The organism is Aulosira sp. FACHB-615, assembly GCF_014698045.1.
Lineage (GTDB): Bacteria > Cyanobacteriota > Cyanobacteriia > Cyanobacteriales > Nostocaceae > Nostoc_B.
This window is the reverse complement of the sequence record NZ_JACJSE010000018.1, coordinates 21,028-44,087: the sequence shown is the minus strand read 5'-3', so window position 1 is coordinate 44,087 and position 23,060 is coordinate 21,028. Positions and strand designations below refer to the sequence as shown.

Below are 23,060 nucleotides of genomic sequence, written 5' to 3'. Positions count from 1 at the left end.
GTGTACACCGTAGCCTTTTTAAGGGGGGTTAGGGGGGATCAAGAAGTGCTAATAAACACAACGAACCACTTTTAAAACAACATTTAAGATGCTGCAAATAAACCCCTCAAACTTCCAGTCTCTTGGCGTTTCTTGCAATTTTATTTCTAGACTAACTACAGCAGAAAAAATTCAGATTTTAATTAACATTTATCAAGTTTCTCAAAAGTGTTTGACTTGCAACTTTCAAATGGCAGATTGTTAGTTAAACTTTAAACGCTATTATTGAAGTTTATAAATCTATTATGCACTGGTTATTATCTGGGCCGTTGAGTGTAGAAAAATTAACGGTGAAGATTGCGGGTTTACCTGCATCGTTACAAGGTAAGAAGTTGGTGCAGATGTCAGATTTTCATTATGATGGTGCGGGTCTATCGGATGAGATGTTAGAACAAGCGATCGCACTGAGCAACCAAGTCAAACCAGATTTAGTCATATTAACAGGCGATTATGTTACCACAAGTCCCCAACCAATTAATGACTTAGTTTTAAAACTCAAACAATTGCAAACTCAAGCAGGTATTTATGCTGTCCTGGGTAATCATGATATTTATTACCGCTACTCAAAAAGGGACATTACCAAGGCTTTAACTCAAATTGGCGTGCGTGTTTTATGGAATGAAGTCGTTTATCCGTTTGGGAATGAATTAGCATTAGTCGGACTGGCAGATAGGTATTCACCAGAATTTAACCCTGCACCTGTTATGGAGCAGTTAAACCCAAATATACCCCGCATTGTGCTATCTCATAACCCCGACACGGCAGAAATATTGCAAGCTTGGCGGGTAGATTTGCAGTTATCTGGTCATACTCATGGTGGTCAAATAGTCATTCCCGGACTGGGGGCGGTGGTTGCTTATCGTAAAAACATACTGCAACTAATACCCCACAGAATCCGGCGTTGCTTTCCCTATTTACGCCGAGATAACTTTGTCCTCCGTCATTGGGAATGGGCGCAGGGTTTACATCGTGTAGGAAGGAATCTGCTATATGTCAACCGTGGTTTAGGAACTTATTCTCCCGGAAGGCTATTTTGTCCGCCAGAAGTAACAGTTATTACCTTAGAAAGAGAATAAGTTGTGATGTCAAGAATTCAGGAGCCAGGAGTCAGAATGCAGTATAAATTAGTTGTGAGTAACAAAACAGAATCTTTGATTAATTGATTCTGGATTCTGGCTTCTGTATTCTGTATTCTTCTATATTTTTTACAATTTCTTAAGATGAATTTTGATATTTGGTAAGCTGTAAACGCTAATATGAGGAGTGTTTTTGGCGCTATGCACTGGTTGTTTACGGGACGTTTAAGTGTAGATAAAATCACGGTTAAGATTGCCGAATTACCACAATCTTTAGAAGGGATAAAGTTAGTCCAGTTATCAGATTTTCACTATGATGGTATGCGACTTTCTGAGGAAATGTTGCAAGAAGCGATCGCAGTGACTAATGAAGTAGAACCTGATTTAATAGTGTTAACTGGTGATTATGTCACTGATGATCCTTCCCCAATTCATCAACTTGTGATGCGACTCAAACATCTACAAAGTCGCTGTGGTGTTTATGCTGTACTTGGCAACCATGACATACACTACAATCATTCTCAAGCTGAAGTGACGAAGGCTTTTACTAGTATCGGTGTCCATGTTCTGTGGAATGAAATCGCCTATCCCTTTGGCGATGAATTACCAGTGGTTGGTTTAGCTGATTATTGGTCGCGGGAGTTTAATCCTATACCAGTTATGCAGCAACTCGACCCATTCACACCGCGCATTGTTTTATCTCATAATCCCGATACTGCCAAAATTTTAGAACAGTGGCGAGTTGATTTACAATTATCTGGTCATACGCATGGTGGTCACATTGTTATTCCTGGTTTTGGCCCTGCGGTGTTTTATTATAAAAAGTTACTCAAACAATTACCAAAAAAACTCCGGCGTTGGGTTCCATTTTGGTTTGGCGATTGCTCAAAGGTCGTGAGATATTGGGAATGGGCGCAAGGATTTCACAAAGTAGCTAATAATCAGTTATACGTGAATCGTGGCTTAGGAACTTACAGACCAGGACGCTTGTTTTGTCCACCTGAAGTTACGGTGATTACTTTAATGAAGTCTGAAGTATAAAATTTTAGCCTGGGAATATTTGTGCTGAAAAATATTAACCGCCTCAGTTAAGACCGATGAATGTCTGTAACTTGAGGCGGTTGATTAAATATAAGGGTCGTCCGAAAAGACTGAAAAAATTGAAAAAACAGAAGAACTAACTCAAATAAGGTGGACAAACGCAATCGTTACTCTCAAACTTCTTTCAGCATCCTTGATTCTAATAGGCAGGCATTTCTGGCTGTATGTTTAAAAACCTCCAACAAAATCAATCAATAGACTAGACTTAAGGCGAAAACACTTCCATAGGATGCCATGTTTGATTTGCGATCGCTCATTTAGATTTTAGAGCGGGAGGTACAAGCTCTAATCTCAAGTTGCTAACTTCACTTAGACTTAACCTTTCTGTACCTTGACCTTAATCTAGCACGCTGCAATTTTCCGTGGTATACCTGTTTACTAAATTTGAATAGCGTTAATGTGTCGTAATATTACAGGAATTTTTCTTCAGCATTGTGAAGCTTTTTAATCACATATATATTAAGTTTATTTACGCTTATCTTGCACCTAGCAACTGAAGTTGCACACCAGAGAGGGAGTCAGGAAGCCTACCCACGGCGCTAACACTGCTTGTGCGTCCACATTTTTATAGCCGCAAATTCCATCCGTTGGGGCTATGTGTAAGATATGCTGCGATCGCCATCTGTGCGACGATATCGGTAAAATTTAATTCTGCTCACCAAACTTGTCAAAAAAGTGGAGGATTCATACCCACCACTTTCTTGTTATGGTTGCTTTAACCCTTGACACATACAACTTGCTTGAGTGTCGCCACAACTTCCACTAAATCAGATTGATTTTCCATTACTTGCTCAATTGGTTTATAAGCACCTGGAATTTCATCCAAAACATCATTATCTTTGCGGCATTCTACACCTTTAGTCTGCTCAATTAAGTCATCAAGTGTGTAGACATTTTTGGCTTTATTTCTGGATAATAATCTGCCAGCACCATGACTACAAGAACAGAAACTATGAGCATTACCTTTGCCTTTGACAATGAAAGATTTCGCTCCCATTGAACCAGGAATAATCCCATAATCTTCTGTCTGGGCGCGGACTGCTCCTTTACGAGTGACATACACATCTTCGCCAAAATGTACTTCTTTTTCGGCGTAATTGTGATGACAATTTACCTGCAATAAAGGTTTAGTTACTTTTCCACCCGCCAAATGTTTTTCAATAATGTGCTTAAAACGCATCATCATGACATCGCGGTTGAAACGTGCATAGTCTTGCGCCCATTGCAAATCATTCCAGTAAGCTTGAAATTCTGGTGTATTTGCCACAAAATAAGCTAAGTCTGGGTCAGGTAAATTATTCCCTGCCATCTTGGCTAATTCTTTAGCTGTATTAATGTGACATTGAGCTAATTTATTCCCAATGTTACGTGAACCAGAATGTAACATTAGCCAAACTTGGTTCTCTGTATCGAGGCACACTTCAATAAAATGATTCAATTTGTTACTGATTGCTGGCTTAATTTATTAAGTCTCCATAGCCTCATTTCTACACTATTTTGACTTCTATTAAGCACTTTCAATAAATGAAAGTAGCAATCGATCAAGTCATTTCTGCTTGATTCTATACCTTCTTGTTCGGTATAGTTCGGAGCACACCTTCATCCTAAATTATTAGCTATTTAGGATGCCCAAGTCCCTCTGCTCTCTACGGGGCGTTTTACCGCTTCCCTCGGTATTAGCAATCTCAGCCTTCACCGATTTGGACGAGTTTTGATTACTGTATTACTACAGTAAGGGGCAATCTTTCACCCCCGCCAAGAGAACCCATTTGTTTCATCGATTTATTTTCTAAGTCCTGCACACCAGGGTGCAAATCTTGAAAATCATGCCAACGTTGCCAGTTAGTAACTGATTTTTCAATTTCTTTATTTTCGTTGAAACCTGTGGGAATTGCTGCTTCAATATCTAGGCGAATTTTTTTAAGTTTGCCTTCTAATTTATCGCCACTAAATGGCATTTTGATAGCAGACATACCACAACCAAGATCCACGCCCACAGCCGCAGGAATGATGGCATCTTTGGTAGCAATTACAGAACCAACTAAAGCACCTTTTCCTAAATGCACATCTGGCATTAAGGCGACGTGTTTAAATACAAATGGTAATGATGCCACATTTTGCGCCATCTTGGTTTCATCACTTGCTAAAGGATGATTTGCCCAAGATAAAACAGGTGTTTGTGTGTTAATTTCTAAGTTTTCGTAAGGCATTTTGGTGATTTAGATATGTTTGATGGTAGTTATTGGTCATTTGTCATTTGTCATTTGTCATTTGTTATTTGTCATTTCATCTAGCCTCTAGCCTCTATCCCCTAATAACTTGTACTGGACTCAACCGGAAAACGCTGTAAGTAAACAGTTTAGTCCTAGAAGCTAAATAGATAGCCTACTGTTATTCTGGCTTCTGACTCCTGAATTATGCTGTAAATCAAGTTTTGCATTGAGTTTCGATAAATTACCTGCATAATATCACTTGTAATATATTTGTAGTACAAAAAATAGATGGATGTCAATCCTGGTGCTTGGTGAGCAAAGCAGGATTTGGCAAGATACATTAAAATTTGTCAAGAAAATGACTAAATAAATATTATGGCAACGGCTCAAGATACCATCTGGGAAAGTTTTTTATCTCCGGTAGTGCGTTTTTTGATTGATGAGGAGAAGTTACAAAGATACGCACTGAGTATTGATTGGGAAAAAGAGGGCGATGTAATTCGTTCTGCCGATGTTACAATTCCTGCGTACTACAAGCAAAATTTTCACGGTATCAAAGGCGGATATCTCAATTCTAGTGCGGCGGTAAGTTACGACCCAATTACGGAATACGTCTTGCCTCCGAATGAAACTTGGGTGCGTCAAGCATTGATTGATGCGGTGAAAGTTCAACCAAGGCGCATACTTGATTTAGGTTGTGGTACGGGTTCCACAACTTTGATGTTAAAACAAGCTTTCCCTCAAGCGGAAGTGATTGGTTTGGACTTGTCTCCATATATGCTGGTGAGGGCAGAAGATAAAGCCAGAACTACCAATTTAAATATTATCTGGCGACATGGCAACGCCGCGCAAACTGATTTCCCCGATGCTTCGTTTGATTTAGTTACCGCGTCTTTACTATTTCACGAAACACCAAGTGCAGTTACCCAAGCAATTTTGCAAGAAAGCTTTCGGTTATTAGTAGCTGGTGGACAGGTTTTAATTTTAGATGGCAATCAAAAAACCCTGCGTCAGTTAGATTGGCTGAATAATATCTTTGAGGAACCTTATATTCATGAGTATGCTGCTGACAGTGTAGATGCGCGGCTGGGTGCGGCGGGGTTTCAAGGAGTACGCACCGAAGATGTTTGGTGGATACATCAACTAAGTAGCGGGATAAAACCAACTCTAATCACAGGTTCAGCTATGCAAGCCACAGTCCGCCAGCATAGTCAGGGATCAACAGACAGCACAATAGATAATAATGATTTGGAGGGTTTAGAATCTCCAGTATTTGGCATAACGGCATGAGTTTAAAGGCAGTTCTGTTTGATTTTAATGGTGTCATCATTAACGATGAACGTATTCACCTGCAATTAATCGATGAGATTCTCGTGAATGAGAATCTCCAACCCCAAAAACCCCAAGAGCGTCAGACTTGTTTGGGCAGGAGCGATCGCGCTTGTTTTCAAGAACTGCTGGCAAATCGCGGTAGAGTAGTCACGGAAGAGTATCTCAACCAGCTACTTCACCGCAAAGCTGAAGCTTATGTGCTGGAACTGGAAAAATTAGAAAAACTGCCCATATATTCAGGTGTAGAAGATTTAATTTATCAAGTACGTTCCCAAAATCTCTATTTAGGTTTAGTTAGTGGCGCACTCCGTAAAGAAATAGAATTAGTCCTCAACCGCGCCAAACTCGCAGAATACTTTACAGTTATTGTTGCAGGAGACGACATCACCACCAGTAAACCCCAACCAGATGGTTATCTGTTAGCAGTGGAACGCTTCAACCAACAATCTCCCGAATTAAATTTGCAACCCCAAGAATGTATCGCCATTGAAGACACCCCCGCAGGTATCCAAGCCGCCAAACTAGCCAACATGAAAGTTGTGGGTGTAGCCAATACCTATCCTTTCCATATACTTCAGCGTTGCTGTAACTGGACTGTAGATTATTTGACTGATTTAGAACTCGAACGAGTGCAGAACGTGTTTTCTGGCAAAGAACCGCAGCCAAGGGTAAGTGAGTGTTAAAATGTTATTTGGTGGCAGAGCGTTGATTAAATTGCTGATATTCTTCTTAACTCAGCACTCACAACTCAGCACTCAGCACTATTTTAAGGGGAATTAGCTCAGTTGGTAGAGTGCTGCGATCGCACCGCAGAGGTCAGGGGTTCGAGTCTCCTATTCTCCATTGTTGTCCATTAAATTATTATTGTCAGTTTTAAAGAATTATTGTCCAATTTTACCAAGTGAAGGGGCATAAATTGCCTATTTTACAGACTTTCAGCCATCGAGATAGCTTTAAAGAATTATTGTCCAGAGTTGAAACCAGTTTTAAAGAATTATTGTCCAAAATTAGGACGCACAATATTGTGGAATTTAATTTTGGAAGATTAGGGCAAACCTATTGGTTATTAAAATAAAATTTATTAAACCTTTTAAAGTGGCTCAAAACCTGCTGTGCAAATTAATCTACCTTTCAAAAGATTCATTTGCAGCCTAATGCCAAAAATTTATTACCTTTTTGTCTACAACGGCTGCGTCTTATTGTGCGATCGCAGCACTCCTTTCAAACTACCCTAATAAATCAATATACGACAAAAAGATAAATTTAGCTCACTGAAAAATAGGTAAATCATGTTTTTCCAACCACCAACAACTATAGGGTGTTTTAAACTTGGTGCAGTGTGGGTTAACTCCTTATTCCTGGTTGTAAGTTCCAACCTACTACCTACCGTCAGGGTTCTTGAAACCTGAAATATGTCTGCTGCTAGGGTAAGATTTTGCTTTTAAATTACCAACTACCGTCAGGATTGTTGAAACTTTAGTAACCACAGCATTCAAGCTTGTGAAGGGACTTTCAAATTACCAACTACCGTCAGGGTTGTTGAAACCTTTTGCTCCGGTGAAATTAGCAGCTACAACAAATACTTTCAAATTACCAACTACCGTCAGGGTTGTTGAAACTATTAACTGCCAATTCGCATCAAGGTGGATTGGCTTCTTTCAAATTACCAACTACCGTCAGGGTTGTTGAAACAGTTGAGCTGGTTTTTGTGTGGGGAGATTGAAGAACTTTCAAATTACCAACTACCGTCAGGGTTGTTGAAACCCCGATGACTTTGCCATATTTCGGGACATAATCATCTTTCAAATTACCAACTACCGTCAGGGTTGTTGAAACTTCGCACATACTGGCGAGGCATGAAGATAATCAGGCTGCTTTCAAATTACCAACTACCGTCAGGGTTGTTGAAACTGACTAATTCGCCAGTGGAGGACGTAACCGGAAGACTTTCAAATTACCAACTACCGTCAGGGTTGTTGAAACACTGACGTTCAAAATCTTTACTTGCACTGTGTTCCACAGGTGCTTTTGGCAAGTCTATATTAAAAGCAATTTTCTACAGCAGCTAAATAAACTTAGATTCACCTTGAGAAGTATGAAACCTAGTTTAGACAAGATTTGTAGAATTTTGGCAGCACCTTGGGGATTTTGCCCTCGCTTTGACTTGCCAAAAATAAAAATTAGGGGGTAGTTAGTAGTTCAGTAGCCACCGTGACGGTATACCCGTACCCTTACTTTGTTATAAACTAAGAGGTATAAGTTCCTTGTACAACCAAAACCAAAGATTCTAGTCATACAGGCCGCTCTGGCACCCAACACCAAGCTAAAAGAGTCTGATGTCAAGAGCTAAGGTTCTGGGCTGTTTGAAACCCTAACACCTCATACTTCCCATGCGTCTCGGTGCGAGTCCTTTCTCATCTAACAGCAGCATTTGCTTACCCAAACAACTACTGCTAACAAACACTTAGATGAACGCATAGGTAGAGTTGGCAGCTACCAGGGCCAGAAAGAATACGCTGGTCAAAGCGTTAAACTAACCCATTCTGACAGTATCTAATCAAAGGGGTTGATACTGTAGCATCTTATATGATGGCACCGATTTATTACACTTGATAATACAATATTTAGGTAGAAATTTATCTACCAACAGTATTAATTCTGCTTTGGTAAGTAAACAAGACTAAATCTCTGGCTTTCTCTTCCAGAGTGCCATAAGATGGCTGTACACCAAACTCAACACTGATTTTCAATTCGGCAGCTTTTGACTTTATAGATTGTTGAAGCCTTCTGTAGCTCCAATTGTGTATCTGGCGATTATATTCCTTGACATATAATTTTTGTGCATTGACATCACCGGGAAATTTGGTTTCTGCTTTTGCTTGAATTACACTGGTACGATTTTCCCTAATGCCTTGTAACCCAGGTAAGACAATGCTATCAGCCTGATATTCCTTAGCGACTTCCACGATTCTTTTTGCCAGTAATTTATCAACATATTCCCCTAGCTGTGACTCTCCTAGATGACATGGGGAATCTTTTTTCTGAGCTTTTTCCCTCTCCTTACGCAAATGCACTTGTTGTCTTCGTCTACGGCTTAATAGTGGAAAAGCATTGCCCAGTAACTGTTTGAGCGTTTTACATATCAGTATTTGTTGGTTAGTTACATCAACTACAGAAAGCGTTACTAACTCAACCGGATGAAAACTAACTCCAACAATTATGTTAGATTGACCTCGATAAATTGGCTTACTAGGACGAGTAAATGAATTATTAAGACGAGACAATGAAGCTATATTTTTACTGAGCTTCTTCTGTTCTTTGCTATCAATATCTTCATTGTTTCCTACCTTATCTACTTGTTTTTGAGCTTTATTAGTTTTTTCCTGTCTTACTTCCTCTGTACCCTCTGCTGTCCATAAACGAGCGTCATAGGTACAATGTAGGGTTAGTTTATTTACTTTCCAGGGTTGACCTTTACCTTCCTCTTGTTGCCATAATAACTGTGCAGAACGTAGTGTAACCAAGCTACCAGAGAGTTTTTCTTTTCCCTTTTCACTTTCCTTAACAGCTTTGTAGTCTTCTAAAAAACGTTCAAAAAAATGAAGTTGGCGTTTATCACAACAGATTTTAAAATGATATTTTGACCAACCATTGAAGTAAACATAAATGTTTCCATTATCATCTTTATACCAACTTAAATCTCCATATAAATAATCTATAGGATAAGGTAATGATGATTTTTTACTTAAAAAAAAATTTATCCACTCTGAATATTCATTATTGTCTTTTGGAACTTGATTTATGAGATTATCCAATGCCTGATTATATATTTCTCCAGTTATATCTCTACCATGAGGTAATCTACTATTCTGTATCTGTTTGTTTAAGCGTTTAATCTCTACTTCTTTTTCAGTACGACGCATTTGAAGCTCTGTGATATCTTCTTCTATCTCAGTCACATCATTCTGATTCTTTATCAGGTAGGTTACTGCACATCGCGTTAGAATATCCTGTGTTTCCCTATGAATTTCATACAAAATTTTAGTTACGCTTTTCGGAATGTTGTTATTGACATTTACTTGAGATACTGAATTTTGGCTTTGTCTCAACAATTCTTCTGCTTGTCTCAGTATTTCTTGTGCTTTGCAACGTATTGTCTGTAAATCACAATTACTTTCTTTTACAAGTTCAACATCACTTTTAAGTATATTGTTGAGAAAGTATTCTTTACCTTCTTTCTGCTTCTGCCGTTTTTGGTATAGTTGAAGCCATGAGGAATAAACCTCTGTTACCAAAGAGTCTGCTGATGTGCGGAGACGACCTGACTGGTATTTCAAATCAGAATCTTCTATTAAAATTTTACGTAAATTAGTGATTTCCTTTTTAGTTATTGTGCCATTTTCTTTATAGGTTTCAAATTCTGGTTGCTCACTTACAAATTTCAATAATTTAACAATTAGGGGCGTATTTTTTTGAGTCATTTCTTCCCATACTTTACGAAGTACATCTTCTGTAGCACATAAATCACAGCTTATAGTTCTTAAAATTGGAGCGGTATAAATTTTTTCAGTAGTGTGGCTCATAGTAACAACAAATCCATAGAACTAAATGTTTTTTATTTGTGCAATTAAAGTTAACTGGTGATTTACCTGCGCCAAGGCAAATTTTTGAACATGAAATTAATGTGTAGGAATGTTTTTAATCTATCACATGAACATTGCCACACATTGTTAAACATTATTTAGCCTTGTTACAAGGTTACGAGGGTATGATTGATTGGCGATAAATCTTTTAACTATTGATGAGCCAGACCGATCGCGTACAAACTTCGATATACTTTCCCAAAGATATTCATGAGGCTTTGGTGAGATGGGCGCAGGAAGAAGACCGTCCCATCAGTAATCTTGTGGTGCGAATTGTTAGTAAAGCTGTTGAGGAGCGACAAAACAAGCAGAATCCACCGCAACAATAAGCCAGCCATCGGGAAATGATTTTCCTTGACAGACTGCTACCCCTCATCGCAATTTATAAGCTAAAAATTGCGCCGTTTTTTGCTAACCAATCTTTTCTTTCCACGCAGTCAGGTAAGATTCGCTCTACCCTGTCCCAAAAATCTCTATTGTGGTTGGGTTGAACTAAGTGAACCATTTCATGAACTACGACATATTCAATCATCGCATTAGGAAGCAAAGCAACACGCCAGTGGAAATAAATATCACCTTTCGGGTTACATGAACCCCAACGATTACCGAGTTCGCGCACTTGGATAGAAGTAGGTTTTGCGCTGATTCTGTTAGCGATAGATGTAGTAATTAATTCTAAATGCTGTTGAATATGACCGCGATACCACTGAATAAATAAATCTCGACCTTGCTCTTGATGCGATCGCAAAAGTTCAAAGCGTCCTTGATAAAGTCTAAGTGGGTTGTTTGCGCTATCTACTAATTTCAGGCGATAGCTGCGTCCTAAATAGTGGAAGCCTTCGCCAGGTAAATAAGTTTTTTGTTCAGTTGGCTGTTTTATGGCTGATTTTTTCAGCAGTTTGCTGTAAATCCAGAAGCGACGTTGTTCGATAATTTGTCCTAGTTTTTCTACTGGGACTTGAGGTGGTGTTGTTATGATTAGTTGACCGTCGCGTTCGATGGTAATTTCAACTGTGCGACGACGGGGACTTTCGCGCAGTTCAAAGGAGAGTTCTCCAACATTAATGGTTTTCATCGCCCTCGATTTACATCGTGTCGCTCGGCTAATTGGGTGATTTGGTCTGCTAAACCGTCCAGTTTACTATCTGGGAAGACATTTAAATCTTCTAATTTCAGCCAGATATTCTTGCAGAGGTTTTCTCTAGCTACCAAATCGTTCCAGAAGCCGATTACATAACTTTGGCTGTAGATATACTCTACCAGTTCGGTGCTAAAGGTTTGTAGTTGGATGGAAATTTCTGGTGTTGGTGAGTCTAGCGCATCTATGAGAGCATTGAAGAAGGGGCGAATTCGGGCTGATGGTTGATTTTCGCTAACTTCGGTTTGTTCAGTTCGGACTTTTTGCGCTAGATTTAAAAATTCTGTAGCGATCGCATCCCAATTTGCACCCAAACGTTGTAAAATTTCTTCTAGTTTATCGCTGAGGTTGCGATAATAAACTGGGTCATCGTCTAGATGGGTGCGGATGTGGTAACGGATGGCGTGTTCCATTTCAGCCGCACGAGTTTGCACGGAACGCCTTTGTTGTACCCGTTGCTCAAAGTCGAGGTCTAAAATATTTACTGGTGAGACTTTGAGGTTAATACCCTGAGATTGGATGTGTTGGTCTATTAAAGCTTGAACTTTTTCTTTAGCGTCTTCTGGGCGTTCATCTCGGAAAATATCATCGACTAATTTCTTTAATTCTCCCAATTTTTTCGCATCTTTGAGGTAGCGCAAAGCTTGGGGACGAGGTAAAAAAGCATCCATTGCTTGCAGAAACTCCCGCAGCAGTTGGTAGAATTCCGCGCGAGATCGCTCGTCATGATTTAGGATATTTATACAAGCTTCTTTGTCATCGTCAATATTTAAGTTGCGTTCTTGCCAAAAGTTCATTGCCCGGTGGTGGGCTTCATCTAGTTTGGGTAGTTCTTCTTGGATATCAAACCAGGCACCATCGACATCTTCTTGGTCGTAGACACTCATGGCGGCGGCGATATCGATACCGTAATAGTCTACAATTAAACCGTAGTCTTTACCTTCGGCAGTACGGTTAGTACGAGCGATCGCTTGTAATAAGTCATGTTCTACTAAGCTGCGGTCTACATATAGCACTTGTTCTAAAGGTGCGTCGAAGCCTACCAGCAATTTATTATTCACAATTAAAAAAGCTAAACCGTCTTCATCTAAGTTTTTCCAGAAGCGGTTTTTGTAAGTAGTGTGGTTGTTTTCATCCGTCCATTGTTTCCAAGCTTGGGGGTCTTGTTTGCTGTTGGCGGAGATAATCGCCGCAAATTCCAGGCGCTTGATGGTATCTAGGTAAGGATAAGCTTGTACGAGGGTGCGGTATTCAGTTGGTGCGGATTCTAATTTCAGACTTTGCAAAATAACGGCTTTTGACTCTAATTCTTGAATCAATTCCTCTTTGGCTGCGGTAAGATATTGCTGGTACAAAACACAAGCTTGGCGATCACTTGCTGCTACCTGAGCTTTAAATTTATCAGGCATGATGCGCGTGACATAGTGGCGTAAGATATGTCTAGCCTTGTCCTTCATCAGTTCTTTAGCGTTGAGGACGTTCTTTTTTCCGGCGTATTTGGATTTAATCGCTGCCCGTTCTTCTGCGGTATAGTCTTGAAATAGCACCTCAAAAAGTTGGTCTAGAGTAGTGGCTCCTTTAACTGCTCCCATTGTTTCCAGACCTTCGTAGAAAATGGGAACGGTGACATTATCTTTTTGGGAATCCCGAATACTGTAGATATCAATATAGGGATTTTCGTCATGGGCAAAGATGTCTTTTGTTTTCTTTTTCTTTGCTGAGATGATGGGAGTCCCTGTAAAACCAATTTTGGCGCAGTTGGGTAAAGCTTTGGAAAGGTAAGCGTGAAGGGTGTTGCTGTGGGAACGGTGAGCTTCGTCGATTAATAGTAAAATGCCTTCGGAGGGATTGAGAGCATTGTTTAACTCTTCAATATCAGCGTATTCTTTCGCTTCATTAATTTTGTTAAATTTCTGAACCATCCCAAAAACAATACCCGGCCCTGTTTGTCGCAGTTTCTTCGCTAAATCTTTGATGTTTTGGGCGACTTGCAAAGTTTGACCGGAAAGGGTTGCTGTTTCTGATAGTTGGTCTTCTAAATCTGTGCGATCGGTAACGATGACCGCTTTAAACTGTTGAAGTTGGGGAATTGTCCGCAGTTTGCGGAGGATAAACACCATATCCAAGCTTTTACCTGAGCCTTGGTAATGCCAGATAATACCGCCGCGCTGGTCTTGGCTACCATGTTCTGTTTTGGTTTTACCGTGTATTAAGCGGTCAACGGCTTTAGATACGCCTCGGAATTGTTGATAGCGTGGGACTATTTTGATGCGGCGGTTGTGTTTGGTTGTGAAGAGAATGTAGTGGCGCAGGATGTCCAGCAAGTTAGCAGGGTGAAGCATTCCGGCGATGAGTTGCTGGCGGCGGTTAAGTTTGGATAAGTCAATTAAATCTTCTAACTTTTCGCCACTTTTGACTGCTGCTAAAGTCTCGTCTTCGTTAGTAGGGGAAGATTCAGGTAATAAGTAATTAGATGCACTTGAGATTAATTCCTCTTCGGGAAGGGTAGGGTTTGTAATGTCTAAAATCTGAGCTATGAGGCTGGAATCGAAGGGACTGGTATCCTTCCATTCGAGATAATGCTTGGGTTGACTCCCCACCGTACCCACCACAGCCCGCCCGGAGGTGCAGGAAATCATCAATTGATTGTAGTGAAATAGACGCTCAATTCCTTCGGGTTGTAAGCTGTTACGTTGGTTGGAGTAAAGTAGCAAGTCTTGAATCCCAGATTTGAGCATATCTGCACCTGGGGCTTTGCATTCGATGACCACGAGGGGGATACCGTTGACAAACAAAATAATATCCGGGCGGTAGTGACCTTTAGGGCCATTTACTCCTGGTGGGTCGATGCGGAATTGGCTGATGGCGAGGAAGTCGTTACGTTCCGGGTGGTCGAAGTCTATGAGGTTGATGGTGGTTTGTTTACCTGTGAGTCCTTCGACTTTCACGCCTGTGAGGAGAAGTTTTGTCAGGGTTTCGTTTTTCTCCATCAGCTTACCTGGGCCAAGGTTTTGCAGTTGGTTGATGGCTTGGTTGATGCGGTGTTGGTCTAGCCAGGGTTGTCCGTTAGGGTCGAGGTTGATTTCTCGCAGTTGGCGTTGGAGTCGGGAAAGTAGGAGAACTTCGTGGTAATCGTCTCGTTGTTCGGGGATTGTTGCCAAGGGGTTTGCTTTGATGTGTTCCCAGCCTAAACCGCCGGGAAGTTGTCGCATTTTTTGGAGTTGTTCGATTGTGGGTAATTCTGTATATGTCTCTTCAAGTCCCGACCCCATCTTTTTCTCCTTTGTTGGTTAAATTTTGACGCGCACCCGTCCGGTTAATAGGTCGGACATTAAGCCTTTTTTTAAAAGTTTGAGTTTTTCAAGATATTTCTCTCGTTGTAAAATTTTTAAATCTTTAATTTCTATACTCTTGGCAATTTTTTCTTGCTCATCAACAGGCGGTAAAGGTAGATATAAGTTCAAAATTATTGCCTGAGAAATATTAGTTTGTGATTCAGCTAAACCAGTTTTAAATTTTGATAAATAACTTTGTACCTGATTACTAGACAAGGCATAAGTTAGAAAATCAGCCCTAATTTTTTCATTTGGTACTAAGCGGTAAAGTTTATCCGAAAGTATAAGCTTTGGTTGCGTATTTCTTACCAAAGCTACAACCCCTACACGGGAATTAGGCCCCGCTCTCGTTATTAATACATCACCCGGTTTTACTTCGTAGTGCGCTCTTGGACTCAAATTACTGGGTAAACGCTTATTTTCAATATCTTGGTATCCTTCCCATACAACAGATGTTGTCTTTAAAACTCCCCATTCACCAGGTTCTGCTCTGAAAGATTCGCAATCAGGACTCCATCCCTGTTCGATTGTTTTTATACATTGCTTAATAGTTTCAATATCCCAATCTTTCGGAATTATCCCCAAGGGCGATTGCTTAAACAATTCAGGATTACGTGTATAATCTCTCAGTTCGCCATGATCGTCAATACCGCGTGTGAGGAGATCGTGCAGTAGTCCGGCTTTAGCTTTTTTGAGTTTTGTGATGTGGGTGTCGGTGAGTGCGATCGCTTGATCAATCGCGTCGAGAATTTCAGCAATCTTTTGCTGTTCGGGTAGTTGAGGTTTTGGTAAGCGTAATTGTCGGAGAACAGTAGCACTCAAAACTTCCATCGTTCCACCCTGAGCAATTTTATTCAATTGATAGCGAACGATAGAAGACTCTAATAAATGCTTTAAATATTGAGTATTTGTTTGATAATGAGGACGTAATCTGATTAAACGTGGATTAATAATACCTGGATGAAAAGGTTCTCTGACTACTAAAATTTTTCCTACTGTTCCAACAAGACTCAGAAGAATATCATTAGCTTGCACAGCAAAACTATGCAGTTCTCTAAATTTTGCTTTAGATATGAAGTAGTCTCCTACTGATAAATCTCCTGCTATTACCTGTTCTTGTCCATATACGCGATAGCCAAATTTTGTGTAACAGTCTTTAGTAATACTTGAACCAAAAGGGCCTGGTTTAATTCCACTATTAGAATTGACAAAATCTTCAAGACCAACTAAATCCCAATCTTTTGGAAATTTATCAAAAATCGTTATTTGCAACATACCCCAATCCCCTCAAAAGCTCACTCAACTGTAAATTAACCTCCTCCTCTTCCTTCTCAATTTCTGCCAAAGTCACCTTATACTTATCCCACCAATTTTCTACCGCAGCAATCACCATCTGACGGTGTTCACTCACATATCTCTCCAACTGCATCAACAAATCCGCTTTAAACAAATCCAAAACCAACCCTTGCGCTTTCTCCTCACTTAAAGCTGCACTCGCGGCTTCCAACTCTTTTACAAGCAACCCTTTCAGATCCCGCACACGCTTACGTGCTTCCTTTAACCTTTCCAAAATCTCCTTGTAAGGTTGTAACTGTACCTCAATCTCGGCAATTTCCTGCTCTTTCGGTATCACCATTGATTGCAGATTAGCCAATTCCTCTTCTAAAGCAGTCGTGTCATACCCTTTCTTTTTCTCATACTTAATCGACCCCTTCTTGCGGTCAGTTCCCTGTAATTCCTTCAGCCGTTTTTGACCATCCTTAATTGAATATTTCAATTCTTTCAGTTGTTCTTCTAATTGCTTGACAAAATTAACAGCTTCTCCATCTTCCGACGCTTCCCCTTCCTCCCCTTGCTCAAAAGCTTCCTTCTCCTGCTCCAACGTCACCACATCCGCCTCAGCATCTTCCAACTGTTGCAAATACTGGGGAACCAGCGCCGGGACAATTTTGTGACTCAAAGGGTCAAACTTATTACCAGATTGCTTACTTTCCGTATCTTCCAAAGCATCCCGAATGGTATCCACCCAAGAATCAATCAAACCTTTAAAACCCAAATTCGCTAAACGTTTCAAATCGGCAGAAACCTCATAAGCATCTTCCCACCAGCTGGCAATAACTCCCATAGTCTTAAACCTATCTAACAAACCAATAGGACGCACCGCCGCTTCAAAAGTCTGTAAAAATTTTGCCCGCAGTTTCATCAACTCCTTGTTTTTAGGCAAATCAATTAAACCCTGTTGATGTTCCTGCCACCAATTGAGAGTAACTTGCCGCAGTTCCTCCTCGTGCTGTAAAATCCCTGCATTTGTTTCAATGCGCTGCTTAATTTGGGCGCGTTCCGTTAACGTCGGCTGAAAATCTAAATATTCTTCCATGTTTACCCTTCCCTCCGTTGCAACAAAGTCATCGGGTCAAAACCGTGGCTAGTAAATAATTCTTGCTTTGCATCCACCTCAGACTTTGGTACACCACCCAAAAGATGCGATCGTACATCTTGAGGTTCTGGCGGTGGGGTATTATCAGCATAGCGGCGAATATTACAGTTGTATTCGTAGTCAGCCAATTGTTGTTGAGTCACCACCGTCGCATAACCCGGAATCCCCGGATAATCGGCATTAGTTGTAAAATCTTCATAAGCCGAGACAATTTTTTCTATATGTTCAGGACGCAAAGAATTTTGAGCGCGTCCAGCCTGAAATTCCGCATCAGCGTTGATAAACAACACTTTACCTTGAGTCGCTTTTGGTTTCGCACCTGTGGGACGCATCACCAAAATACACGCCGGAATCCCAGTCCCATAAAATAATTGTGGTGGTAAGCCAATCACCGCTTCTAAATTATCTTCTTCAATAAATAACTTGCGGATTTTCTTCTCTTCTCCACCGCGAAACAATACCCCGTGAGGCATTACCGTCGCCATAATCCCATCTTGCTTTAACACCGCTAGCATGTGCTGGGCGAACATTAAATCAGCTTTTCCACTCGTAGGGCAAAAAACGCGGAATCGGTCAGTAAACTCCATTGGGTTATCTTTATTACCCCGGCTGTAGTTTTGCGAAAACGGCGGATTACTCAATATTCGGTCATAATGCTTTAAATTCCCCCCATCTTTAATCGGCACCATCAAGGTATCGTCATTCTGAAGCACAGCATTAGGAATGCCATGCAGCAATAAATTCATCTTGCAGATAGCCCAAACTCCACCGTTATTGTCTTGACCGTAAAGCCTCAAATTGCGGGAATTTCCACCGTGTTCTTCTATGTGCTGCTTAGACAAAATTAACATTCCCCCCGAACCCACGCAGGGGTCATAAACCTCCATCCTTTCTTGGGGGTTGACAATTCGCACCATTAACTTCACCACCCCACGGGGAGTATAAAATTCACCGCCTTTTTTACCAGCAGAGTCAGCAAAGAAATAAATTAAATACTCATAAGCCGCACCCAACAAATCAGGAAATTCTAAATCTTCGTTACGTAGCGATCGCTTGTCAAAATGTTCTATCATTTGACGTAACTGCAAATCGCTTAACGTACTCTTGCCACCCACTTGTTTATTAAAATCAATATGGTCAAAAACATCCCGCAACACTGCCGGGTTAGCATCAGCAAGGCTGTGTAAGGCAGTATTAAGTTTATTGCCTATCTGTTGATGAAAAGTATTAACTATGGTACTCCAACGAGATTGTGGTGGTACAAATAACGTATAAGCTTCTGTATTAGTCGGAACATAACGTTTAGGGTTGTCCGCCTTTTCCTTAGCAGCTTCCTCACTCTCTCCTTTATCCATAAATTCTTTAACAATTTGCTGATAGCGCCCATCAAACACATCAGCAGCCCGCTTTAAGAACAGCATCCCAAAAATAAATTCCTTATATTCAGAAGCGTCCATCTTCCCGCGCAAAATATCAGCCGCCGCAAAAAGGTGGCGTTCCAGCTTCGGAAGGGTGAGTTTTGCCATAACAGTAGAATCCCTGACTTTGTGATGAGCAGAAATTTGCCTTTACTTCGTGGGTATTAGCACTTATTGATAGCGAGTATAAACAAAGCCAGCATTAATGAACTTTTTGCTAACTTACTCTCTGTTTAACCCAATCAATTAAATAAATGTCTTTTTACAGACAATCACTCATGTTACCACTGGAAGGCAAAAAGGTATTTTATACCCGGCTGATTGGCTTTATTTTTGTTAGAGGTTATTAAAAACAACTGCTAACTGTGAAGCCCTGTTAATGCTTGTACAGTAAATGACTAAAAATTTTAACCACAATAACTAGATTGCAGTGATTTAACTTAGTAAGGCTTCTGACGCTTTGCCATACTTCTAAAAGGGGCATGACATTTTCTGCACTCTCCCTGTTCCCATAACGCTGGGATAGCAAAACGTTCTTTACAAAAAGGGCATTCTGAAAGCAAACGTAACTGATGGCGAACACACCCAACTGTAGATTGGAACTGCCACTCCAATCGATGATACGGCTGCTCTGCATAACACGCAGCACACAAGCGTATTGGCTCTAGTTTCATTTTTTCACCCTTGGGTGGGAGCATTTTAGCAATTCGGTCTGCATCCAAGCTGATTAATTTACCAATAGCTTCTAATTCCTTTTGACTGGGAAAGGGATTAAACCGAAATTTCTCCCATCTTGCTAATACTGGGCCAATTCCTGCGGCTTTACTTAAAGTTCCAGGCGACGATACGCAAACAGCTTCGTGTCGCCTAAATCGACCAAAATAGTGACTGATACTCTCTCCCTCCTGGGGTTCGATGTACCAAGGTGGATGTACAACAACTTCTCGCTCCATAACTTACATTTAATCACTTCAAAGTCTGCCATAAACGAAAAAAACAGAACTTTTGACCAAGTACCATTGCCATCAAAGTTCAGTCGGGTATCTTGGCAGCAAGCTGGTTAAAATCTGAATGCTTAGATTTAGATTCGGTAAACCGAACCTAACTATTCGGTTTACCGAATCACCCAAGGAAAGAACGCACCCAAGAACTTCAGGAATCTTTTCTCAGAGTTACCAGATATTCGCTTCTCAACAGTTGTACTAACTAGCTCAACGTTTAACAATGTTTAATAATGTGTCACAATGTTTGTTTGCTAAAGTAGTAATACTCGAAAAAATTAATTTACTGAAGAATGCTTGATAGTTTTTGAGATATGGGAAAGCCTCTATGTCTGATATCCTCGCCCAAATACCGCCAGTCGCTTTACCAGAAGTAATTCCAAGTAATTTACCTCAGCAGAAATTTAGCCTTGGTGAATGGGTGCGCTGGTTTCAAGTACCCAATGCTGACTTTGGTTGCATCATTGGAGTTATCTACACCCACCAAGCCAGTTGTATTGCCACAGGCTTACACTACTTGGTTCTATTAGATGAACACAGTCCTTCTCGTGAAATCTGTATCTGCGACTTCGCTTTTGAGGAAGATATCGAACCCCTAGACCAGTCGTCCTTAGAACAGCTTAGGGGCAATTATGTCTGAGACTCAACATCAGCAGTTACTGGAACTGCACAACCAAATGTTCATCTCTCCCCAAGACTTTAGCTACCGTTGGGGATTAGGTTATGAAGAACTAGCCAAAATCTGCTCCATCTCAAAATCCACCACATATCATTGGCTAGGTGGACAAGCCAGCCGCCGTGCTGCTGGATTACCTTACCAAAGAATTATGGCTGTCGCTGATTTTTTACTCACCAACGCTGAGGTCATTCAACCTTTATTAGAAGGGTGGCATCATTCTCAACCGCCAAATTAATCGCTCAGTTTTTGCAAATTGACAAAACTTTTGTCCATCTCCTTGACCGAGATAAAAAGCAGGTAGTAGGGTGCTTGTTATAGTCACCAGCTACCAACTAATTCATGAACCGCGCTACTCAGGACTCTCACTATCAGCCCTCTAGTATTGAAATTACAGAAACCCATGTCCTGATTTATCGCATGGCAGTACCCCTCACCAATGCCGTCAGCTACCTCAAACAATTTCCCCAGTCAGAATATGAAGAGATTTGTTTCGATGCTTTGGAGTTGGGATTTCTGTGCTTGCAAACCACTCAAGCTCGGCATAGCAACGAAGTAGTTAAGCAGCAGATGGAATTAGTGTTGGTGGAATTTCAGCAAGCAGTCCAAGTCATTGCTGAGTCCTTTCAGCAAGAATTAGTTAATCAAATTGGCACAAATAACGGTCAATTACTAGCGCCTCTGCAAAACCAAATTCACTATACTGCTGCGATTCTCACAGAAAAACTCAACAACGTTAGCATCTTGCTGACACAGGATATAGACCCAGCTAGAGAAACTTCTGTTGTCGGTCGCTTCCTTCAAACGTTACGTAATTTATTAGATGCCAAACGCTCAGATTCGATTCAAGGTGCATTCAAGGCAGCGTTGGCAAATGTCACTAAAGAAAACGGTACTTTGGCAGTAGCGGTGAGAAGCGTTGTGGCTGAGTCTATCAAGCCCCTGGCTGAACAAGTTGAAAAACTGACCAGAGAAATTCGTGACCAACAGGTAGCAAAACAGACACTACAACAGACCATAGCAAAAGGCATTAGCTATGAAGAGTTAGTTGTTGCAGAATTGCAAAATTGGTCAAAGTCTAATGGCATAGAGGTAGAGCATATTGGTAATGACGGGGATACTGGCGATATTTTGGTGAAACTGACCAGCAAATCCCTGGCGGCAATAGAATTGTCAATTGTGATTGAAGCAAGAAACAGACCGTCCAAACCATTTGGTCGCCAAGCAATTGCTCAACACCTACAGCAAGCAATGCTGCGACGTTCTGCAAATGCGGCAATTTTTTTAAGTTATTCGCGTGAGGGATTAGGGCAGGAAATTGGCGACTGGGCTGAGGGTGTGACTGAAGGCGGTTACTGGATTGCGACAACACACCCATTTCTGATAATTGCGATTCGGTTTCTAGTTATTCAACAACGAGTGAATCAATTGCGTACTTTTCATTCAAAAATAGATGTGAGTGTTGTTCAACAACAGCTTCAGCAAATTCGCACGGCTTTGGGACGTATTAGAACTATCAAAAAATCTCTGACAGAAATTGGCAAGGGTGTGACTTTAATTCAAGCTGAGGCTGATGCGCTGAGTGCAGATATCCAATCAGCATTGAAATCCATTGAGCAAACACTGACTTTTGTTGGTATTAAAGGGATTGACTAAAATTTTTCAGCCAGCCTCTGGTAATTATGTGAGGCTACAAAGTCACTACTTCTAAGGCAAAGAATACTTTTAGCTTTTTTGCTGAAATTTAACTTTAGGTTCTTTGCGTCTACCAAACTTCTTAGTCAAATTATATTGATTTAGTTCAAAATTTGGTTCATCTATTTTTAATATTGCAATTTTCCGAAGCAAATCATATAAAGGCTCAATTAAACCTCCAGATTTTATTCGTAGATAAGAAATGACACTATCGATTTGTGTAAGATTTAATCGACTATGTTCTGGCAGAAATTTGCTCTCCCAGTCGTCTACGACTTCAATAATCTCCTCTTCAGTTAAATTAGGAAACTCGTAGGATTCCAAAAAGGAGTCATGAACACGCACGTATGGGAGACTTCTACGCTCAAGAATATTTTCGCTTAAATAGTAAGTCCCAACTAGGATTACGGGGACTCGCCGTTTGGTAAACACATCAATTAACTCATTAAATGCTTCCAAAGTTAGGTAATCTGCATTCCCAATGATCAGTAATTTTACACCGTATCCTTTAAGAGTTCCCCAGGCTCGTGAGCGCAAATCTCGCAGTGTCCCAACATGAACAAGCGGATGACCAATTTCTTCCAAAATAGAGCAGTACAAATCCGTTGGCCCACCATGCTGCTCAATTTCGGCGTAAATTACAGTTGCAGGAATTTCCAACAACGTTCCTCTTCGTTTTACATATTGCGTCCTGTACAGTTGACAGGCTTTTAATAAGCCAGAACCCGTAGCCGATGTCACATAACCACAAAGTTTTGCATCACGCTGATCATCAAGCCAGTCAAACAATTCTGTATCGCGGTCTAGAGCAAAATATGTGTTAGCTTTACCAATTCGCTCAACCTCAGCTTGGACTTGGGGCGAGCGCCGTAATTCTTCAGCAGGTTGAAAATCTACATTAGACTGCTGCTGGACTTCTAGATTGGCATGGGCTAAGTTTGTCTCTGACATTGCAC

The 23,060-nt window shown here is 40.7% G+C and carries 16 protein-coding genes, 1 tRNA gene, 2 pseudogenes and 1 CRISPR repeat array; of the genes and pseudogenes, 9 read left to right on the top strand and 10 right to left on the bottom strand.

Annotated elements, in window-relative coordinates; translation table 11 throughout:
* Positions 1 to 284 precede the first annotated feature (284 nt).
* Both H6G77_RS23495 and H6G77_RS23490 read left to right on the top strand, forming a co-directional pair.
* Complete coding sequence (locus tag H6G77_RS23495; RefSeq protein ID WP_190674156.1) at positions 285 to 1,115, top strand: metallophosphoesterase; 831 nt, start codon at positions 285 to 287, stop codon at positions 1,113 to 1,115.
* 201 nt (positions 1,116 to 1,316) lie between these two features.
* Positions 1,317 to 2,156, top strand: a complete 840-nt coding sequence (locus tag H6G77_RS23490; protein ID WP_190591845.1) for a metallophosphoesterase — start codon at positions 1,317 to 1,319, stop codon at positions 2,154 to 2,156.
* Between the two features lie 775 nt (positions 2,157 to 2,931).
* On the opposite strand, the pseudogene H6G77_RS23485 reads toward H6G77_RS23490, so the two are convergent.
* Both H6G77_RS23485 and H6G77_RS23480 read right to left on the bottom strand, forming a co-directional pair.
* Positions 2,932 to 3,651: pseudogene (locus H6G77_RS23485) on the bottom strand (RtcB family protein); the annotation flags it as partial.
* Positions 3,652 to 3,964: 313 nt separating this feature from the next.
* A pseudogene (locus H6G77_RS23480) lies at positions 3,965 to 4,426 on the bottom strand (RtcB family protein); the annotation flags it as partial.
* Positions 4,427 to 4,804: 378 nt separating this feature from the next.
* Here H6G77_RS23480 and H6G77_RS23475 point away from each other — a divergent pair.
* From H6G77_RS23475 to H6G77_RS23465, 3 genes are all read left to right on the top strand, one after another.
* On the top strand, positions 4,805 to 5,719 hold the full coding sequence (locus H6G77_RS23475) for a class I SAM-dependent methyltransferase (protein WP_190872873.1): 915 nt from the start codon (positions 4,805 to 4,807) through the stop codon (positions 5,717 to 5,719).
* Positions 5,716 to 6,444 carry an HAD family phosphatase gene (locus H6G77_RS23470; RefSeq protein WP_190591848.1) on the top strand — a complete coding sequence of 243 codons (729 nt, stop codon included), beginning with the start codon at positions 5,716 to 5,718 and terminating at the stop codon, positions 6,442 to 6,444. The genes H6G77_RS23475 and H6G77_RS23470 overlap by 4 nt, the downstream gene beginning before the upstream one ends.
* Before the next feature lie 87 nt (positions 6,445 to 6,531).
* Positions 6,532 to 6,604, top strand: a tRNA-Ala gene (locus H6G77_RS23465).
* Between the two features lie 525 nt (positions 6,605 to 7,129).
* A CRISPR array of direct repeats spans positions 7,130 to 7,744; the repeat unit is 37 nt; unit sequence CTTTCAAATTACCAACTACCGTCAGGGTTGTTGAAAC.
* A gap of 653 nt (positions 7,745 to 8,397) precedes the next feature.
* Here H6G77_RS23465 and cas12k read toward each other — a convergent pair.
* Positions 8,398 to 10,344 (bottom strand): type V CRISPR-associated protein Cas12k, encoded by a 1,947-nt coding sequence (gene cas12k / locus H6G77_RS23460; RefSeq protein WP_190872872.1) that lies wholly within the window; start codon positions 10,342 to 10,344, stop codon positions 8,398 to 8,400.
* A 218-nt stretch (positions 10,345 to 10,562) separates the two neighbouring features.
* On the opposite strand from cas12k, the gene H6G77_RS23455 reads away from it, so the two are divergent.
* Positions 10,563 to 10,733, top strand: a complete 171-nt coding sequence (locus tag H6G77_RS23455; protein ID WP_190872871.1) for a ribbon-helix-helix domain-containing protein — start codon at positions 10,563 to 10,565, stop codon at positions 10,731 to 10,733.
* Positions 10,734 to 10,786: 53 nt separating this feature from the next.
* Here the strand turns inward: H6G77_RS23455 and H6G77_RS23450 are convergent, their stop codons facing one another.
* From H6G77_RS23450 to H6G77_RS23425, 6 genes are all read right to left on the bottom strand, one after another.
* Positions 10,787 to 11,479: a M48 family metallopeptidase gene (locus tag H6G77_RS23450; RefSeq protein ID WP_190872870.1), complete on the bottom strand. Its 693-nt coding sequence runs from the start codon at positions 11,477 to 11,479 to the stop codon at positions 10,787 to 10,789.
* Positions 11,476 to 14,814, bottom strand: coding sequence for a type I restriction endonuclease subunit R (locus tag H6G77_RS23445; RefSeq protein WP_190872869.1), 3,339 nt, complete (start codon positions 14,812 to 14,814; stop codon positions 11,476 to 11,478). Before H6G77_RS23445 ends, H6G77_RS23450 begins: the two co-directional genes overlap by 4 nt.
* An 18-nt stretch (positions 14,815 to 14,832) precedes the next feature.
* A complete protein-coding gene (locus H6G77_RS23440; protein WP_190872868.1) occupies positions 14,833 to 16,152 on the bottom strand; it encodes a restriction endonuclease subunit S in 1,320 nt (439 codons plus the stop codon).
* Positions 16,130 to 17,254: a hypothetical protein gene (locus H6G77_RS23435; protein WP_190872867.1), complete on the bottom strand. Its 1,125-nt coding sequence runs from the start codon at positions 17,252 to 17,254 to the stop codon at positions 16,130 to 16,132. Before H6G77_RS23435 ends, H6G77_RS23440 begins: the two co-directional genes overlap by 23 nt.
* A gap of 2 nt (positions 17,255 to 17,256) precedes the next feature.
* Positions 17,257 to 18,840: a class I SAM-dependent DNA methyltransferase gene (locus H6G77_RS23430; protein WP_190872866.1), complete on the bottom strand. Its 1,584-nt coding sequence runs from the start codon at positions 18,838 to 18,840 to the stop codon at positions 17,257 to 17,259.
* 332 nt (positions 18,841 to 19,172) lie between these two features.
* The gene (locus tag H6G77_RS23425) at positions 19,173 to 19,685 is read right to left on the bottom strand and encodes a TniQ family protein (protein WP_190872865.1); all 513 of its coding nucleotides are present in this window, start codon (positions 19,683 to 19,685) and stop codon (positions 19,173 to 19,175) included.
* A gap of 376 nt (positions 19,686 to 20,061) precedes the next feature.
* On the opposite strand from H6G77_RS23425, the gene H6G77_RS23420 reads away from it, so the two are divergent.
* From H6G77_RS23420 to H6G77_RS23410, 3 genes are all read left to right on the top strand, one after another.
* On the top strand, positions 20,062 to 20,373 hold the full coding sequence (locus H6G77_RS23420) for a hypothetical protein (protein ID WP_199331617.1): 312 nt from the start codon (positions 20,062 to 20,064) through the stop codon (positions 20,371 to 20,373).
* Positions 20,366 to 20,647, top strand: coding sequence for a helix-turn-helix domain-containing protein (locus tag H6G77_RS23415; protein ID WP_190872864.1), 282 nt, complete (start codon positions 20,366 to 20,368; stop codon positions 20,645 to 20,647). The genes H6G77_RS23420 and H6G77_RS23415 overlap by 8 nt, the downstream gene beginning before the upstream one ends.
* A gap of 104 nt (positions 20,648 to 20,751) precedes the next feature.
* A complete protein-coding gene (locus tag H6G77_RS23410) occupies positions 20,752 to 22,065 on the top strand; it encodes a hypothetical protein (protein ID WP_190872863.1) in 1,314 nt (437 codons plus the stop codon).
* 69 nt (positions 22,066 to 22,134) lie between these two features.
* On the opposite strand, the gene H6G77_RS23405 is transcribed toward H6G77_RS23410, so the two are convergent.
* Positions 22,135 to 23,055, bottom strand: coding sequence for an ATP-binding protein (locus tag H6G77_RS23405; RefSeq protein WP_190872862.1), 921 nt, complete (start codon positions 23,053 to 23,055; stop codon positions 22,135 to 22,137).
* Between the last annotated feature and the right edge of the window lie 5 nt (positions 23,056 to 23,060).

Bases quoted from the DNA above. Each gene is read 5' to 3' on its own strand.
- H6G77_RS23415 (WP_190872864.1), top strand. From the start codon at position 20,366: ATGTCTGAGACTCAACATCAGCAGTTACTGGAACTGCACAACCAAATG.
- H6G77_RS23445 (WP_190872869.1), bottom strand. From the start codon at position 14,814: ATGGGGTCGGGACTTGAAGAGACATATACAGAATTACCCACAATCGAA.
- H6G77_RS23490 (WP_190591845.1), top strand. From the start codon at position 1,317: ATGCACTGGTTGTTTACGGGACGTTTAAGTGTAGATAAAATCACGGTT.
- H6G77_RS23440 (WP_190872868.1), bottom strand. From the start codon at position 16,152: ATGTTGCAAATAACGATTTTTGATAAATTTCCAAAAGATTGGGATTTA.
- H6G77_RS23435 (WP_190872867.1), bottom strand. From the start codon at position 17,254: ATGGAAGAATATTTAGATTTTCAGCCGACGTTAACGGAACGCGCCCAA.
- H6G77_RS23495 (WP_190674156.1), top strand. From the start codon at position 285: ATGCACTGGTTATTATCTGGGCCGTTGAGTGTAGAAAAATTAACGGTG.
- H6G77_RS23425 (WP_190872865.1), bottom strand. From the start codon at position 19,685: ATGGAGCGAGAAGTTGTTGTACATCCACCTTGGTACATCGAACCCCAG.
- H6G77_RS23470 (WP_190591848.1), top strand. From the start codon at position 5,716: ATGAGTTTAAAGGCAGTTCTGTTTGATTTTAATGGTGTCATCATTAAC.
- cas12k (WP_190872872.1), bottom strand. From the start codon at position 10,344: ATGAGCCACACTACTGAAAAAATTTATACCGCTCCAATTTTAAGAACT.
- H6G77_RS23455 (WP_190872871.1), top strand. From the start codon at position 10,563: ATGAGCCAGACCGATCGCGTACAAACTTCGATATACTTTCCCAAAGAT.
- H6G77_RS23405 (WP_190872862.1), bottom strand. From the start codon at position 23,055: ATGTCAGAGACAAACTTAGCCCATGCCAATCTAGAAGTCCAGCAGCAG.
- H6G77_RS23450 (WP_190872870.1), bottom strand. From the start codon at position 11,479: ATGAAAACCATTAATGTTGGAGAACTCTCCTTTGAACTGCGCGAAAGT.
- H6G77_RS23410 (WP_190872863.1), top strand. From the start codon at position 20,752: ATGAACCGCGCTACTCAGGACTCTCACTATCAGCCCTCTAGTATTGAA.
- H6G77_RS23420 (WP_199331617.1), top strand. From the start codon at position 20,062: ATGTCTGATATCCTCGCCCAAATACCGCCAGTCGCTTTACCAGAAGTA.
- H6G77_RS23430 (WP_190872866.1), bottom strand. From the start codon at position 18,840: ATGGCAAAACTCACCCTTCCGAAGCTGGAACGCCACCTTTTTGCGGCG.
- H6G77_RS23475 (WP_190872873.1), top strand. From the start codon at position 4,805: ATGGCAACGGCTCAAGATACCATCTGGGAAAGTTTTTTATCTCCGGTA.